The organism is Minwuia thermotolerans, assembly GCF_002924445.1.
Classification (GTDB): domain Bacteria; phylum Pseudomonadota; class Alphaproteobacteria; order Minwuiales; family Minwuiaceae; genus Minwuia; species Minwuia thermotolerans.
In genome coordinates, this window is sequence record NZ_PIGG01000023.1 from 140,861 (window position 1) to 155,243 (window position 14,383).

Consider the following 14,383-nt stretch of genomic DNA (forward strand, 5'->3'; position numbering starts at 1 on the left):
CTCAGCAGTCGAGCTGATCGGCCAGGTCGCGGAAGTCGGCAGCGATCCAGTCCCAGTCGCCGGTGGCCGGCCGGGGCTCGGTGCCGCCGGCATCGAACTCGCTGCGCCTTTCGACATAGGCGGTCTTCAGCCCGAAGGACTGCGCCGCGGCGAGATCGTCGTTATGGGCGGCAACCATGCAGCATTCGCCCGGCTCCAGATCCAGAGCGGCGGCGGAGTTCAGATAGGCCTCGCGCTGCGGCTTGTAGGCTCGCGCAACCTCCGCGCCCAGGATCACGTCCCATGGCAGCCCGGCGCGCCTGGCCATGTTCACCATCAGGGAAATGTTGCCGTTGGAACAGGTCGCCAGGATGAAGCGGCTCTTGAGGCGGTTCAGCCCGCCCACGGCGTCGGGCCAGGGGTCGAGCCGGTGCCAGACCCGGTTCAGTTCGGCCTTCTCCGCCCCGGTCATGTCGTCGATGCCGAAATCCTTCAGCACCTGCTCCAAGTTCTCGCGGTGGAGCACATCAAGCTTCACGAAGCCGCGGCCGCCGTCGCGGATGCGCGCCATGGCCGGCTGATAGAGATTGCGCCAGGCGAGCGCGAAGTCGTGGCCGCTGACGCCCCAGCCCCGCGCCGCCGTCATCAGGTCGATTTCCGCAGCGATCGAGCCGCGCCAGTCCACCACCGTGCCGAAGACATCGAAGAGCAGCGCCCTGGGTCGATCGGTCATTTGCGTCCCTCCCGTTTGGCCAAGATTGGTTCCCGCCGGACGCGACTGCAAGCACGCGCTTCTACCGTCGGGTCAAGATTGATACCCTCGCGTCCAACGCATTCAAACGTACCGGGAGGAGAGACAATGGAATTCGGGGTTTTCTACGAACTGCAACTGCCCAAGCCATGGAACGAGGGCGACGAGCACAGGCTGTTCCAGGAAGCGCTGGAGCAGGTCGAACTCGCCGACCGGCTGGGCATCGACTACGCGTGGGCCGTCGAGCATCACTTCCTGGAGGAGTATTCCCACTGCGCTTCGCCGGAGGTCTTCCTGACCGCCGCCGCGGGGCGGACAAAGAACATCAAGCTGGGCCACGGCATCCGCCAGGTGATCCCGAACTACAATCATCCGGCCCGCACGGCCGAAGGCATCGCCTCGCTGGATCTGGTCTCCAGCGGGCGCGCGCAGTTCGGCATCGGCGAGGGCGCCACGCGGCTGGAACTGCACGGCTTCGGCATTCCGGCCAAGAAGAAGCGCGCCATGTCGCTGGAGGCCGCCGAGCAGGTCGCCAACATGATGGTGATGACGCCCTATCCCGGCTACGAGAGCGAGAACTTCTCCTTCCCCTGCCGCAATGTGGTGCCGAAGCCGCTGCAGAAGCCGCATCCGCCCATGTGGATGGCCTGCACCAACCGCGACACCATCAAGGTCGCGGCGCAGAACGGTATCGGCGCGCTGGCATTCTCCTTCGTCGATCCGGACGAAGCGAAGACCTGGGCCGACATCTACTACGACATCATCAAGTCCGATCAGTGCGTGCCGCTGGGCCACGCGGTCAACGCCAACATCGCGATGGTCAGCGCCTTCTCGCTGGACCATGACCGCGGCGAGGCGATCCGCAAGGGCCAGGAGGGTTTCGAGTTCTTCTCCTACGCCATGCGCAAGCTGATCGCCGAGGACACGATCCCCGGCCGCACCCGGATCTGGGAGGACTTCCAGGCCGAGCGCAAGGTCGGCAGCGAGGAGATGATCGACGCCGCGAAGAAGGGCCGCGACCTGATGCACGCGCCGGGCATCGGCACGCCGGACGACTTCCGCGCCCACATCCGCAACTACGAGGATGCGGGCGTCGACCAGATCATCTTCCTGCAGCAGGCCGGCCGGAACACCCACGACGAGATCTGCCGGTCGCTGAACATGTTCGCCGACGAGGTGCTGCCGGACTTCAAGGACCAGGCGTCGGAACGTCTGGCCCGGAAGGCCGAGGAACTGAAGCCTTACATCGAGGCCGCGATGAAGCGGAAGAAATACATGCCGGAACTGGCCGACGACCAGATTCCGCCGGTCCGGGCCTCGAAACCGCAGGTCGAGGTGAACCGCTCCGGCGACGCGGCCTGAGGCGAACCGCGGCGGCTGCAATGGATGTGATCGGGGGCGGCAGCCGGAAGGTTGCCGCCCCGTTTCGATTCCACCGCCTCGTCGGCAGGCATCGCACTGTCGACATCGCAAAGCCGTTGGGATTCAATCGCCCGCAGGCGTGAGGGGTTGAATCCATGACAATGCCCATGGGCGCGGTCGCGGCCATCCGGTTCGGATACGGCCCGCGGCCCGGCGAGATCGAACGGCGCGCGGGCGACCCTCAGGGCAGCCTGCTGGCCGAACTCGCGCCGGATTCCGCAACGCCGGAGCCGCTCACCGGCCTGCCGCAGAGCGCGGCGATGCTGAGCCGTTTCATGCGCGCCCGGCGCAGCGGCGGCAACCCAGGCGTCATCCGCCTGTTCAAGAACGATTTCCGCATGCTGTTCCTGCAGGAGGCGATGCTGCGCACCCGTGCGGCGGTACTGACGGACACGCCCTTCCGCGAACGGCTGGTCCATTTCTGGTCGAACCATTTCACCGTCTCGGCGCGCAAGGCGGTCCTGTTGGGCCTGGCCGGCGGTTTCGAACGGGAAGCGATCCGGCCTCACATCATGGGCCGGTTCGAGGATCTGCTGGTGGCGGCGGTGCGTCATCCGGGCATGATCTTCTACCTCGACAATGTGCTCTCGATCGGTCCGCGCTCCGAGGCCGGCCGCCGCCTTGGCAAGGGCATGAACGAGAACCTGGCTCGCGAAATCCTGGAGCTTCACACCCTGGGCGCGGACGGCGGCTACAGCCAGGCCGACGTCGAAGCGCTGGCGTTGATGCTGACCGGCTGGAGCGTCGGCCGGCCCGACCGGGAACGGCAACCCGGCGCGTTCTGGTTCTATGCCCGCGCCCATCAGCCGGGCGCGAAGACGCTGCTCGGACGGCGCTATGCCGACGACGGCGCCGGTCAGGCCGAAGCGGCGCTGCGCGATCTGGCCCGGCATCCGGCGACCGCGCGCCATGTCTGCGCCCGGCTGCTCCGTCATTTCGTCGCGGATCGGCCGGATCCGGCCGACCTCGACTACCTCGTCCGCGTCTGGTCAGAAAGCGGCGGCGACCTGCCGACCGTGTATCGCGGCCTGATCGGCCTGCGCAGCGCCTGGACGCCGCTCACCAAGCTGAAGACGCCAAACGACCTGCTGATCTCCAGCCTGCGCGCCACGGGCATCCGCAAGGTCAACAAGTGGGTGGTCAGCGCGCTGGAACTTTTCGGCCAGGCGCCATGGTCGGCGCCGACGCCGAAGGGCTGGCCCGACCGCGCCGATGCCTGGCTCAGCGCCGACCAGGCCATGCGCCGCATCGAGTACGCCGGCGCGCTTGGCGAGCGGATGACCGGCTGGCTGAAGCCGGAGCGGACAGCCGGCGACGCGCTGGGACCGCTGCTGCCCCGGGACATGGCGGTCAGCGTCGCGCTGGCCGAGAGCGAGGCGCAGGCGCTGGCGATCCTGTTCGCCGCGCCCGCGTTCCAGAGGCGGTGAGCATGACGGACCTCACGCGCCGCCACCTTCTCGCCTCGTCCGGGCTCACGCTCGCCGCGGGCCTGACGCCCACCCTGCCCGCCTTTGCCGGCGCCGACGAGCGGCGGCTGCTGGTGATCATCCTGCGCGGCGGCATGGACGGACTGGCGGTGCTGCCGCCGCTGGGCGACCCGCATTTCGCCGTCCGCCGTGCGCCCGAGACGGCGACCCTGCCGCTCGACGGCTTCTTCCGCCTTCACCCCGCCCTGCCGACGCTGGCTCGGTTGTGGGCTCGGAAGGAACTGATCGGCTTTCACGCCGTCGGTACGCCATACCGGGAACGGTCGCACTTCGACGCGCAGAACGTACTGGAATCGGGTCTGGACGGCCCGAGCGGCAGCGCCGACGGCTGGCTCAACCGGGCCGTCGCCGAGCGCGGCGCGCCGGCGGGCTACGCCATGGGCGTCGGCATCCGCCCGCCGCTGGTGCTGCGCGGCCGGGTGACCGTCGGCTCCTGGGCGCCCAATGCCCTGCCACAGGCCGACGAATCCACGCTCGCGCGGATCGCGGCGCTATGGCGGGAAGACCCGCTGCTGGCCCCGCACATCGCAAGCGCCCTGGAGCAGCAGCCCATGACCGCCGGCCTCGACCAAGGGATCGAGGGCACGCGTCAGTCGCGCAGGCGGCTGGAGCCGCTGATGAAGGGCGCGGCGGAACTGATGAGCACGGCGGACGGCCCACGCATTGTGGCAATGGACGACACCGGCTGGGATACCCACACCAACGCGGCCAATCGCCTGGAGCGCAAGCTGGCCGAACTGGAGGCGGGGCTGGAGCTTCTGGTCGGCGGCCTGCAGCCGGTCTGGCGGCACACCGCCGTGCTGGTCGTCACCGAGTTCGGACGCACGGTGCGGATCAACGGCAATCAGGGCACCGATCATGGCGTCGGCGGCGCGGCCTTCCTGTTCGGCGGCGCCGTGAACGGCGGCCGGATCGTCAGCGAGTGGCCGGGTCTCGCCCCGCGTGACCTGATCCAGGGCCGCGACCTGCGGCCCACGATCGACCTGCGTAACCTTTTCCGGGCGCTGCTGCACGACCATCTTGGCTACGCCTCGGCGGCGCTCGGCGAACGCGTGCTGCCCGGGGTGCGGCGCGACCGCCGCCTCGACGGCCTGGTCCGAGGCTGAGAAGGTCTAAAGCCCGAACCGGTTCCAGGCGAGCCGGTCGTCGATGCTGGCGAGGGCATCGGCGGCGATGTCGCGCCGGGCGCCGCCCAGCAGGCGGCGCAGCGGCGAACTCTTCACCGAGATGCGCTTGAGGATGAGATGCTCGCCGAACTTCTCGCGCAGCACCTGGTCCATCACGCCAAGGCCGTCCACCAGCCCGAGACGCACCGCCTCCTCGCCGACGAAGACGTCGCCGGAGAAGATTTCCTTGTAGCGGCGGCGGTTCAGCTTGTCGGAGCGGCGCGCCTTCACCTGGTCGATGAACTGCTGGTGGATCTGTTCCTGCATGCGGCCCAGCCGCTCGACGTCCTCCTCCCGCTCCGGGCTGAAGGGGTCGAGCATCACCTTGCGCTCGCCGGCGGTGTGAATACGGCGCTCCACGCCGTGGCGCTGCATCAGTTCCTGGAAGCCGAAGAAGGCGTAGATGACGCCGATCGAACCGACGATCGACGCCGGATGGACATAGAGCTCGTCACCCGCCGTCATCAGCCAGTAGCCGCCCGAGGCGGCGACGTCCTCGGCGAAGGCGAGCACCGGCACGCCCTTCTTCACGGCCTTGCGGCGCACCGCGTCGGCGATCAGCGCCGACTGCACCGGCGAACCGCCGGGGCTGTTGATCTGCAGCGCGACAGCCGAAAGCCGCTTCGGCTTGAAGGCCTGCTCGATCTGGGAATTGAGCGCGGCGAGGTTCAGCGAACCGGGACGCAGTGGGCCGCCGCGGCCGGTGGCGATGACGCCCTCCAGACGCAGCACGGAGACCACGGGCCGGCCGCGCTGGTACTTCAGCCACGCGCCTGGATCTCTGTATATCTTCGGCTTCTCTTCGTTCATGAGGGCCTATGTATCCGTGTGGCACCGCGATACAAGGCGGAATGCCAGCGGATCGGCGCGCCATGGCGAAAAAGCGCCGGCGCCAGCGCGGTCTCCGACCCGTCGGCGCGGTGCAGGGCCAGTCCTTCGAGTTGGTTCACCCCGGTCAGCCCCGCGCCGGCGCGTGCCAGAACCCGCTTCGCCGGCCGGCCCGGACGGCCAAGCAACGGCAGCACCTCGGCCCCGAAACCGGCCGGCAGCGCGGCCAGGTATTCCGCCAGCCGCTCGCTCCTGAGGATGAAGACGCACTGGCCGCCGGAACGGAGGGCCGTGGCGGCGGCGGCGACCCATTGCGCCAGACCGGCGGTGGTCTCCGCCCGCGCCCGATCCCGCTCCACGTTCGGCGAACGGCGGTGTCGGCCCTCGACGAAATAGGGCGGATTGGCCAGCACCAGATCGAACGCGCCGGCGGCGAACGGCGCGGACGCGACGTCGCCGCAGACCACGGAAAGCCGTCGCGAGAGCAGGTTGCGCCTGACGTTGAACGCAGCCAGCGCCGCCGTCGCCGGATCCCGCTCCAGGCCGACGACCCGCACGTCCGGCCGCCGCCAGCCAAGGGCCAGCATCGGCATACCCGTCCCGCAGCCCAGCTCCAGCGCCCGCCCCCCGTCCGGCGGATCGCATGCGGCGGCGAGCAGCAGGGCGTCGGCGCCGCTGCGGAAGCCCTGGCGCGGCTGGCGCAGCACGATCCGCCCCTCCAGCACCCGGTCATCAGTCCAATCGTCCATCTGAATCAGAGCGCGCCGGCATCTTCCAGCAGCCGCCGCGCCGGATGCGCGTCGGCATCCGCCACCATCAGCCGCCGGGGCAGGACGCCGAGCGAGCCTTCCATCACGCTCATGTGCTGGTCCAGGATGATCGCCTCGATCCCTTCCGCCTTCAGTACCGCTTCGGCGAAGGACAGTTGCACGGGATCGTTGCTGCGGAAGATCTCCTTCATGGCGGTGTTCCCGTCCCTTTCCCCGCGGCCAAGCGACAAGTGGTCCCGCCGGGGGCGCTTGACCGGCCCCGGGCGAAATCTATTGTCGGCACCCTGCGCAACAGCAATCCGCACCCGGAGCAGCCGACTTGTCGAATGTCGTACCGCTGAAAGGCGATCAGGAAAACCCGCGCAAGGGTCTCGAGGCCCTGCGCCAGTTCGTCGGCGGCGACATGGAAAAGGTCAATGCCGTCATTCTCGACAAGATGCAGTCGGACGTGGCGCTGATCCCGCAACTCGCCAGCCACATCATCGCCGCCGGCGGCAAGCGTCTCAGGCCCATGCTGACGCTGGCCGCGGCGCAGCTCTGCGGCTACCGCGAGGAGCGGCACGTGGCCCTGGCCGCCTGCGTCGAGTTCATCCACACCGCCACACTGCTCCATGACGATGTCGTGGACGAAAGCGATCTCCGGCGCGGCAACGCCACCGCCAACGCCGTCTTCGGCAACCAGGCGAGCGTGCTGGTCGGCGACTTCCTGTTCTCCCGCGCCTTCGAGCTGATGGTCGCCGACGGCTCGCTGGAGGTGCTGGGCATCCTCTCGCGCGCATCGGCCGTCATCGCCGAGGGCGAAGTGATGCAGCTGATCACCACCAACGACACGGAGACCACCGAAGACGCCTATCTGGACGTGATCTCGTCGAAGACCGCGGCCCTGTTCGCCGCCGCCGCGCGCGTGGGCGGCGTGGTGGCCGATGCCGGCCGGCCGGAGGTCGAGGCGCTCGATTCCTACGGCCGCAATCTGGGCGTCGCCTTCCAGCTCGTCGACGACGCCCTCGACTATTCGGCGCACAAGGCGACCCTGGGCAAGTCCATCGGCGACGACTTCAAGGAGGGCAAGATCACCCTGCCCGTCCTGCTGGCCTTCCGCCGCGGCGCGGAGGAGGATCGGGTCTTCTGGCGGCGCTGCCTGGAGAAGCTGGAGCAGGACGACGGCGACCTGGAGCATGCGCTGGATCTGATGGCGCGCCACAATGCGCTGACCGACACCATCGAACGCGCGCGCCACTATGGCGCCAGGGCCCGCGACGCGCTGGGAATCTTCTCCGACGGCGCGCTGAAGAGCGCGATGATCGACGCCATCGATTTCACCATCGAACGGGCGTATTGAGGCCTTGCGGGGGCGGCGGGCAGCCGCTATACAGCCGCTCGCCTCCCGGCGCGCCAAAGCGGGCGCGCAGGCACCGGTCGGGGAGTAGCTCAGCCTGGTAGAGCACCGTCTTCGGGAGGCGGGGGCCGGAGGTTCGAATCCTCTCTCCCCGACCAACTAGTCTTCAAAAATCGCCAGCCCCGATAGCCGGGCCCCGGAACGCCGGCTTCCCGGGACTTGTCGGCGCTGACGCGACGAATGCCTGCCACGAGAGACAGTATTTCGGGCGCTTTTCCCGCCCGTTTCGGCGAGCGTCTCTTTTGGGCCATTTGGGCAGCCCCACCATCATTTTGCCGGCGGACGGTTGCAGCCGGACACATGGTTCTGGAGTCGCGGACAGATGGTTTTACCGGAGGCGGTCGCCGGGGTGCTTGATCAGGCGAAGCCCAGCGCCTTCCGCTGCTCGGTCCAGCCGAGCGGCAGGCCGGCCATCCGTTTCAGGCGATGCGCCGTGAGCTCGGAGGGCTGATGGCCATCGAGGATGGCCTCGGTGATGTCGGGGGCGAGCCAGGCCAGTTGCAGCACGCGACCGATCTCGCTGCGGTCGATGCCTGACTTGGCCGATAGCTCCTGAAGCGAGCCCGCCTGGCCGGTCGCCAGCATGTTGTTCCAGCGATGGGCGCGGGTAATCAGCCGCACCAGCGCCGCATCGGGCGTCCCAGTGTTGGTTTCGTTATCAGCGAGCACGATGCGGCTTTCGACACCGCGGCGGGCGACCCGAACCGGCAGTTCGATCGAGAGCTCCTCCGGCCCAGGCTCGTCCTGTTCATCCAGTGTCGCCCGGTCGAGTACCAGGCCGAGTATGCCGTCGCGGATTTCGATGCGTCGGACCAGTTGGCGAATATGTTCACCGGCGGGTTCTGGCTGCCCGGGGTCGAATTGGTTGGCCATCTCCGCGGCCCGGTCGATGAGGTCGGTGAGACGCGTGTTGTCGCGAGAGTTGTCCTTCAGAAGGTCCATCAGGCGGATGGGGTCGCGAAGCAGGGCCTGCAGCTGTTCGACCACCAGCTTCTCGAAGGCGGGCGCCGCAATGCGCCAGCCCTTGCCGGACCCGGCTGCGTCCTCCCTGCCCTCCACCAGCGCCTTCGACGTGTAGTAGCGATAGCGCCGACCCTGTTTGCTGGCCTGGGTCGCGTAGAGCGGCTCGCCGTCTTCATCGAACAGAAGCCCGGCGAACAGGTGCTGGCTGGCCCCTCCGCCGGTGTCCCGCTTGCGCCGTGCCTGATGGGCCAGTTGCTTCTGGACGCGGGTCCAGGTTTCGCGGTCGATGATGGCCTCGTGCCGGCCGTCGAAGACCTCGCCGCGATGGCGGACCCGACCGATGTAGACGGGATTGCCGAGGATCGAATAGAGGTTGCCCCGGCTGAAGGGCCGGCCGCCATGGTTCCTGCCCGCCCTGCTCTTCCGCTGCGGCGTGCGGATGCCTTCCGCGTCCAGGACCTGCTGGACGTCCCTCACCGAGCCCAGTTCGAGATAGAGGGCGAAGATGCGTCGAACGAGCTGTGCCTGCGCTTCGTCGACGACCAGTTGCCGCTCCTCGGCGCGGTAGCCCACCGGCAGGCTGCCGCCCATCCACATGCCCTTCTTGCGGGAGGCGGCAATCTTGTCGCGGATGCGCTCGGCGGTGACCTCGCGCTCGAACTGGGCGAAGGAGAGCAGCACGTTCAGCGTCAGCCGACCCATGGAGGTTGTGGTGTTGAACTGCTGGGTCACCGAGACGAAGGAGACGCCCTGACCCTCGAAGAGTTCGACGATCTTGGCGAAGTCGGCGAGCGAGCGGGTCAGCCGGTCCACCTTGTAGACCACCACCGTGTCGATGCGGCCGGCTCGGATGTCGTCAAGCAATGCGACCAGTGCAGGACGATCCATCGAACCGCCGGAGAAGCCGCCATCGTCGTAGCGGTCGGGGAGTTCCTTCCAGCCCTCGTGCTGCTGGCTGCGGATATAGGCGGCGCAGGCCTCCCGCTGGGCATCCAGCGAGTTGAAGGCCTGGTCCAACCCCTCCTCCGTCGACTTCCTCGTGTAGATGGCGCAGCGGACCATCCGGCCGGATGCCCCGCTGCGGGCGGCGGAGCCAGCCCTTCCTTTCATCTGCTGCGCTCTTGAGCCCGTAGCGCCGTTCTGCTGGCGCTCAGACATCCGAACCATCCTCGACGCAGGAATCGGAAGGGTCCGAGTTCGCACCCGGCGCGGCCGCTTGCGTTTCTCTTGTACTTCGCTCGGCGCCGGACTGCGTCTTCCGTCGATTGAGACCGAAGAACCGCGGTCCCGACCAACGGGCGCCGGTAATCTCGAAGGCGATCGCCGTCAGCGAGCTAAAGTTCCGGCCGTCATAGCTGAAGCCATCGTCGACCACGTCGACGACGTGGGTTCGCCCCTGCCACTGCCGGATCAGGCGGCTCCCCGCTCGCAGGGGCCGGCGCGGGACCTTCGGCCTGCTGCCGGGTTTCATGGCTGCCTCGTTCGCCCCGTCGTCGTCGCCGGCCTCGGCAAGTTCGTTCAACCGACGCCGCGTGGCGGCGCCGACCCCGCCCTGCCCTTCGGCCTGGATCAGCCAGGCGGCGTTGCACTCGAGCAACCGCCGGCTGATTCCCTTCGGCGGTGGCCGTCGCCAGCGACGCTGCCAGAAGACGACCAGCTGTTCCCGTGTCATCTCCCGAACCCGGTCGTCCACATCCGCCACGGCTGGCGCCGGCGCCGAGACCGGCCGTGAAATCTCGCCGGGAACCCCGTCGCCGGTGCCGGTTCGGATGCGACAGGCGGCGACCGGATCGTCGCCGCCTGCCCCCTTTGCTCGTTTCCCTCGCATCGTCGCCGCTTCCTCAGCCGACGGCATCGACGGCGTTCGTCGGCGCGAAGGCGCGGTAGACGCTGACGCCGTTGCCTTCCTTCGTGCGGGTCACCTCGACGCCGCGTTTGCGGAAGCCCGTCAGCACGGCCCGCACGCTGTGCGGCTGCCAGCCGGTGAGATGCACCATCTCGTCGATGTCGGCGCCCTCCTCCCGCTGCAGCAGGTCCAGCAGCTGCGCCTGCCGCGTGCCCGGCCGGAAGAGCGGCGCCGCGACGCTATCGCCGCCGCTCGCATCCGGGTCCTCGGTCGCAACCTGCGGCTCGGTCTTCTCATCCTTGCTGCCGCCGACGGCCGCCCGACCGTCCTCGGTGATGGTCCAGACGTCGTCTGAGCGCTGTACTAGGCCGCTGCGCTCCAGGGCCTTCAGCATTGCGGCGAGCCCGCCGCCTTTCATCTGGACGTGTTCCGGGAGCGGCAGAATATAGCCGTCCGGCCGGCCCGCGGCGTTACCAAGAACCGCAGTCTGCCTGTCGTTGAGTCTGGTCATGGTCGGTCTCCGTAGCTTCGTTCCGCGCCGGCCCGATGCCGGCGCTGTCACCAGGAGAAGCCCGGACCGCGATGCGGGCGCCGAGCCGGGCCGACCACGCACGTCTCGCGTGGCCAATCCCGACACCATGCATGCTTGCGGCGCGGAGCAAGTCCAGTCCGTGAAACTGGCACGGTGGCGATACCGGCCGGCACCGCGACCAGAGCCAAAAAACTCCGCTATCCGGCGGCAGCAGGCAGCCGGAGTGCATTTCGAGGAACAGGCCAATCTCAAATCGAGGACCATTCAGGGGCGCAGACCACCTCCAGTCACGCCTGCTGGCCCATGTGACCCGCTTGTCTGGGGCGCTGAAAAACAGGTCCGCCGCGCCACCACAGTAGAGATTCGCGGCTCCATCCGACTGGTTCGGGGTGTTTTCGCAACCGCAGACACCGCTCGGGGGTGAAAATGCTTGATCCGGGGGCCTCGCGTCAGACAATGTTGCCGTCAAATGGCAGGCCACTTGGGAAATGTCGGCTGAAAGCGAGCCCCGGACATACGGGGCCCCTGTCGCGGCCGGGCCGGGCGGGCCATCAGGCATGAAGGAGTGCAGCGATGAGTGCAGGCCGGCGGCTGCCCGGAACCCCGAAACCGAAGCATGTCTGGGAAGACGCCGGCGGCGTACCGATCGCCGGCGACACCTGGGGCGACCCGAACGGCCCGCTGGTGGTGCTGCAGCACGGCGGCGGCCAGACCCGCCATGCCTGGAAGGGCGCCGGCGAGACCCTGGGCAAGGCCGGCTATCACGCCGTCGCCTTCGACGCCCGCGGCCATGGCGATTCCGGCTGGGGGCAGGACGGCGCCTATGGCGCCGACTTCATGGTCGAGGACCTGCGCCGCGTGGTGGCAGCGCTGGGCGGCGGCAGGCCGGTGCTGGTCGGCGCCTCCATGGGCGGCGGCACCAGCCTGGTGGCGCTGGGCGAGGGCCACATGGAGGCGGCGGCGCTGGTGCTGGTCGACATGGCGCCGCGCATCGAGCCCGAGGGCGCGCAGCACATCCAGGACTTCATGGACCAGAAGCCCGAGGGCTTCGACAGCCTGGAAGAGGTCGCCGAGGCGATCGCCAGCTACCAGCCGCACCGGCCGCAGCCGCGCAAGCTGGACGGCCTGGCCAAGAACGTGCGGCTGGCCGAGAACGGCAAGTACCGCTGGCACTGGGACCCGGCCTGGCGCGCCAACCGCAACGCCTTCGACGACTATCGCCGGCGCCTGGCCGAGGCCGCCGACAACCTGACCCTGCCGACCCTGCTGGTGCGCGGCGGCCTGTCGAACGTGCTGAGCGAGGAGGGCGCGCAGAGCTTCCTGCAGCAGTGCCCGCATGCCGAATACGTTAACGTGGACAACGCCGCCCACATGGTCGCCGGCGACCGCAACGACATCTTCGCCGACGCGGTCATCGAATTCCTCAACCGCACCGTGCCGGTGACGGTGTAGGCGCGGCCACCCTCACCCTCCCAACCCTGCGGGTTGGGCCCCTCCCTCTCCCACTCACGCGGGAGAGGGGGCTTTCTGTCACGGCGCTTCTTCTCTTCCCTCGCCCCCTGAAAGGGGGAGAGGGGTGCGCAGGCTTGGCGAGCGCATGCGAGCCTAGCCGAAGCTGGGTGAGGGGGCAGCCGCCGTTGCCCGCAAGCTCCCGGCGGCGCAGAGTGGCGGCATGTCCCGACCACCCGACTCCGAACCGCCGCTACCGCCCTATGCCTACGTGCCGGGGCGGCATCCGCATCCCGGGGACGGCCATGTCGCCGGGCTCGACGGCCGGCCGGCCGCGGCGGTGCGGACGCATGCCGCCGATCTGTTCGACCGCGGCTATTACTGGGAGGCGCACGAGGCCTGGGAGGGGCTGTGGCGCGGGCTGAAACGCGACAGCCCGGCCGAACGGCTCTACCGCGGCCTGATCGCGCTCGCCGCCGCCGGGGTGAAGGCGCGCGAGGGCAGCGCCGCCGGCTGTGGCCATCACGCCGGGCGCGCCCGCGACCTGTTCCGCGCGCTCGCCGCCGGACACGCGGCCGTCGAGCACGCCTCGCCCGAACGCCTCGCCGCCTTTGCCGAAGCCATCGCCGCCGACCCGCCGGAGCGCCCGGCCGCGCCCGGCGCGCCGCCCGAGGTCGTGTTCCCCGCCGCCCTGCCGCGCGGCTAGGTGTTTAGTCCCACGGTGTGATCGAATGATGCCATCGCAGGAGGAGCGGGACGCACTATGGGACAAGTACTTCACGGCAGCGCCACGACCACGCACGCGGTCCGAGCAGCGATACAGCGATCGCAAGCTTCGGTCGCGGAGCCAGCGGCGCAATACAGCCTCAATGAGAAGACCGTTCGAAAGTGGCGCAAGCGTACGTCCGTCGAGGATGCGCGCATGGGGCCGAAGGAAGTCCGATCCTCGGTCCTGTCGCCGGAAGAGGAAGCGATGTGCGTCGCGTTCCGGCGCCACACGCTGCTGCCGCTGGACGACTGCCTCTATGCTCTTCAAGCGACGATCCCGCATCTATCGCGCTCGGCCCTTCATCGGCTCTACCAGCGTCACGGCATCAGCCGCCTGCCGGAGACGAAGGGGGAGCCGAAGAAGCGGTTCAAAAGCTATCCGATCGGCTACTTCCACATCGATATTGCTGAGGTGCGAACGGAAGAGGGCAAGCTGAACCTGTTCGTTGCCATTGATCGAACAAGCAAGTTCGCATTCGTGCGGTTGGAGGAGAGAGCCAGCACGAAGACCGCCACGGCCTTCCTGGATGCCCTTGTCGAAGCGGTGCCGTACCAGATCCACACTGTTCTCACCGACAACGTCCTATGTGGGGAAGTTCCGCTGTTCTCAGGCCGCGGTTACCCTTCACATGAACCGCGCCGAGTTTCCCGGAGGCAGTTTCGTTTGAGTCAGGCGGCCACTGCGGATTGCTCCGGCATGGCGTAGTAGCGTTCCTCGGCTTCGGCCGGCGGGATGTTGCCGATGGGCTCCAGTAGCCGGCGATTGTTGAACCAGTCGACCCATTCGAGGGTAGCGAACTCGACGGCCTCGAACGAGCGCCACGGCCCGCGCCGGTGAATCACCTCGGTCTTGTAGAGGCCGTTGATCGTCTCGGCGAGAGCGTTGTCATAGGAATCACCGACACTGCCCACGGACGGCTCGACACCGGCCTCGGCCAGCCGCTCGGTGTGTCAATCGGCACGCAAAACTGGGTCTGGCGCAAAGTTCGTGCAGGTGAGCGGGATTCCCGACCTTTGAAGCGCCGT

Annotated in this window: 13 protein-coding genes, 1 tRNA gene and 2 pseudogenes; 8 read left to right on the forward strand and 8 right to left on the reverse strand. The window is 68.5% G+C overall.

Features of this window, described 5'->3' with window-relative positions:
* Nucleotide 1: 1 nt before the first annotated feature.
* Complete coding sequence (locus CWC60_RS05510) at nt 2–712, reverse strand: haloacid dehalogenase type II (protein ID WP_109792991.1); 711 nt, start codon at nt 710–712, stop codon at nt 2–4.
* Between the two features lie 126 nt (nt 713–838).
* On the opposite strand from CWC60_RS05510, the gene CWC60_RS05515 reads away from it, so the two are divergent.
* The 3 genes from CWC60_RS05515 to CWC60_RS05525 all read left to right on the forward strand — a co-directional run bounded on the left by CWC60_RS05515 (nt 839) and on the right by CWC60_RS05525 (nt 4,745).
* On the forward strand, nt 839–2,092 hold the full coding sequence (locus tag CWC60_RS05515; protein ID WP_109792992.1) for an LLM class flavin-dependent oxidoreductase: 1,254 nt from the start codon (nt 839–841) through the stop codon (nt 2,090–2,092).
* Between the two features lie 155 nt (nt 2,093–2,247).
* Entirely contained in the window at nt 2,248–3,579 is a 1,332-nt protein-coding gene (locus CWC60_RS05520) for a DUF1800 domain-containing protein (protein ID WP_109792993.1), read from the forward strand.
* Between the two features lie 2 nt (nt 3,580–3,581).
* Nucleotides 3,582–4,745 (forward strand): DUF1501 domain-containing protein, encoded by a 1,164-nt coding sequence (locus CWC60_RS05525; RefSeq protein WP_109792994.1) that lies wholly within the window; start codon nt 3,582–3,584, stop codon nt 4,743–4,745.
* Nucleotides 4,746–4,751: 6 nt separating this feature from the next.
* On the opposite strand, the gene CWC60_RS05530 is transcribed toward CWC60_RS05525, so the two are convergent.
* From CWC60_RS05530 to CWC60_RS05540, 3 genes are read right to left on the reverse strand one after another with little or no spacing between them, the layout of a single operon-like run.
* Entirely contained in the window at nt 4,752–5,615 is an 864-nt protein-coding gene (locus tag CWC60_RS05530; RefSeq protein WP_109792995.1) for a S49 family peptidase, read from the reverse strand.
* A complete protein-coding gene (locus tag CWC60_RS05535) occupies nt 5,612–6,382 on the reverse strand; it encodes a tRNA1(Val) (adenine(37)-N6)-methyltransferase (RefSeq protein WP_109792996.1) in 771 nt (256 codons plus the stop codon). The genes CWC60_RS05530 and CWC60_RS05535 overlap by 4 nt, the downstream gene beginning before the upstream one ends.
* A 5-nt stretch (nt 6,383–6,387) precedes the next feature.
* Nucleotides 6,388–6,594 (reverse strand): putative signal transducing protein, encoded by a 207-nt coding sequence (locus tag CWC60_RS05540; protein ID WP_109793010.1) that lies wholly within the window; start codon nt 6,592–6,594, stop codon nt 6,388–6,390.
* A gap of 128 nt (nt 6,595–6,722) precedes the next feature.
* Here CWC60_RS05540 and CWC60_RS05545 point away from each other — a divergent pair, with 128 nt between their 5' ends.
* Nucleotides 6,723–7,742 carry a polyprenyl synthetase family protein gene (locus CWC60_RS05545; protein WP_206419782.1) on the forward strand — a complete coding sequence of 340 codons (1,020 nt, stop codon included), beginning with the start codon at nt 6,723–6,725 and terminating at the stop codon, nt 7,740–7,742.
* Between the two features lie 78 nt (nt 7,743–7,820).
* A tRNA-Pro gene (locus CWC60_RS05550) sits at nt 7,821–7,897 on the forward strand.
* Between the two features lie 259 nt (nt 7,898–8,156).
* Here CWC60_RS05550 and CWC60_RS05555 read toward each other — a convergent pair.
* Genes CWC60_RS05555 through CWC60_RS23495 form a run of 3 tightly spaced genes read right to left on the reverse strand, consistent with a single transcriptional unit; the run spans nt 8,157 to nt 11,119 of the window.
* The gene (locus CWC60_RS05555) at nt 8,157–9,872 is read right to left on the reverse strand and encodes a recombinase family protein (protein ID WP_206419783.1); all 1,716 of its coding nucleotides are present in this window, start codon (nt 9,870–9,872) and stop codon (nt 8,157–8,159) included.
* Between the two features lie 40 nt (nt 9,873–9,912).
* Nucleotides 9,913–10,590 carry a DUF2924 domain-containing protein gene (locus CWC60_RS05560; RefSeq protein WP_206419784.1) on the reverse strand — a complete coding sequence of 226 codons (678 nt, stop codon included), beginning with the start codon at nt 10,588–10,590 and terminating at the stop codon, nt 9,913–9,915.
* A 13-nt stretch (nt 10,591–10,603) separates the two neighbouring features.
* Nucleotides 10,604–11,119, reverse strand: coding sequence for a DUF3489 domain-containing protein (locus tag CWC60_RS23495; RefSeq protein ID WP_164516387.1), 516 nt, complete (start codon nt 11,117–11,119; stop codon nt 10,604–10,606).
* 594 nt (nt 11,120–11,713) lie between these two features.
* Here CWC60_RS23495 and CWC60_RS05570 point away from each other — a divergent pair.
* The 3 genes and pseudogenes from CWC60_RS05570 to CWC60_RS05580 all read left to right on the forward strand — a co-directional run.
* A complete protein-coding gene (locus CWC60_RS05570) occupies nt 11,714–12,592 on the forward strand; it encodes an alpha/beta fold hydrolase (protein WP_109792999.1) in 879 nt (292 codons plus the stop codon).
* Between the two features lie 220 nt (nt 12,593–12,812).
* Complete coding sequence (locus CWC60_RS05575; protein WP_109793000.1) at nt 12,813–13,295, forward strand: DUF309 domain-containing protein; 483 nt, start codon at nt 12,813–12,815, stop codon at nt 13,293–13,295.
* A 57-nt stretch (nt 13,296–13,352) separates the two neighbouring features.
* Nucleotides 13,353–13,937: pseudogene (locus CWC60_RS05580) on the forward strand (transposase family protein); the annotation flags it as partial.
* A gap of 89 nt (nt 13,938–14,026) precedes the next feature.
* On the opposite strand, the pseudogene CWC60_RS05585 reads toward CWC60_RS05580, so the two are convergent.
* A pseudogene (locus CWC60_RS05585) lies at nt 14,027–14,308 on the reverse strand (integrase core domain-containing protein); the annotation flags it as partial.
* Nucleotides 14,309–14,383: the final 75 nt, after the last annotated feature.

What these genes read in the sequence shown, in the direction of transcription:
- CWC60_RS05510 (WP_109792991.1), bottom strand. Translation starts at nt 712, where the DNA reads ATGACCGATCGACCCAGGGCGCTGCTCTTCGATGTCTTCGGCACGGTG.
- CWC60_RS05515 (WP_109792992.1), top strand. Translation starts at nt 839, where the DNA reads ATGGAATTCGGGGTTTTCTACGAACTGCAACTGCCCAAGCCATGGAAC.
- CWC60_RS05520 (WP_109792993.1), top strand. Translation starts at nt 2,248, where the DNA reads ATGACAATGCCCATGGGCGCGGTCGCGGCCATCCGGTTCGGATACGGC.
- CWC60_RS05525 (WP_109792994.1), top strand. Translation starts at nt 3,582, where the DNA reads ATGACGGACCTCACGCGCCGCCACCTTCTCGCCTCGTCCGGGCTCACG.
- CWC60_RS05530 (WP_109792995.1), bottom strand. Translation starts at nt 5,615, where the DNA reads ATGAACGAAGAGAAGCCGAAGATATACAGAGATCCAGGCGCGTGGCTG.
- CWC60_RS05535 (WP_109792996.1), bottom strand. Translation starts at nt 6,382, where the DNA reads ATGGACGATTGGACTGATGACCGGGTGCTGGAGGGGCGGATCGTGCTG.
- CWC60_RS05540 (WP_109793010.1), bottom strand. Translation starts at nt 6,594, where the DNA reads ATGAAGGAGATCTTCCGCAGCAACGATCCCGTGCAACTGTCCTTCGCC.
- CWC60_RS05555 (WP_206419783.1), bottom strand. Translation starts at nt 9,872, where the DNA reads ATGAAAGGAAGGGCTGGCTCCGCCGCCCGCAGCGGGGCATCCGGCCGG.
- CWC60_RS05560 (WP_206419784.1), bottom strand. Translation starts at nt 10,590, where the DNA reads ATGCGAGGGAAACGAGCAAAGGGGGCAGGCGGCGACGATCCGGTCGCC.
- CWC60_RS23495 (WP_164516387.1), bottom strand. Translation starts at nt 11,119, where the DNA reads ATGACCAGACTCAACGACAGGCAGACTGCGGTTCTTGGTAACGCCGCG.
- CWC60_RS05570 (WP_109792999.1), top strand. Translation starts at nt 11,714, where the DNA reads ATGAGTGCAGGCCGGCGGCTGCCCGGAACCCCGAAACCGAAGCATGTC.
- CWC60_RS05575 (WP_109793000.1), top strand. Translation starts at nt 12,813, where the DNA reads ATGTCCCGACCACCCGACTCCGAACCGCCGCTACCGCCCTATGCCTAC.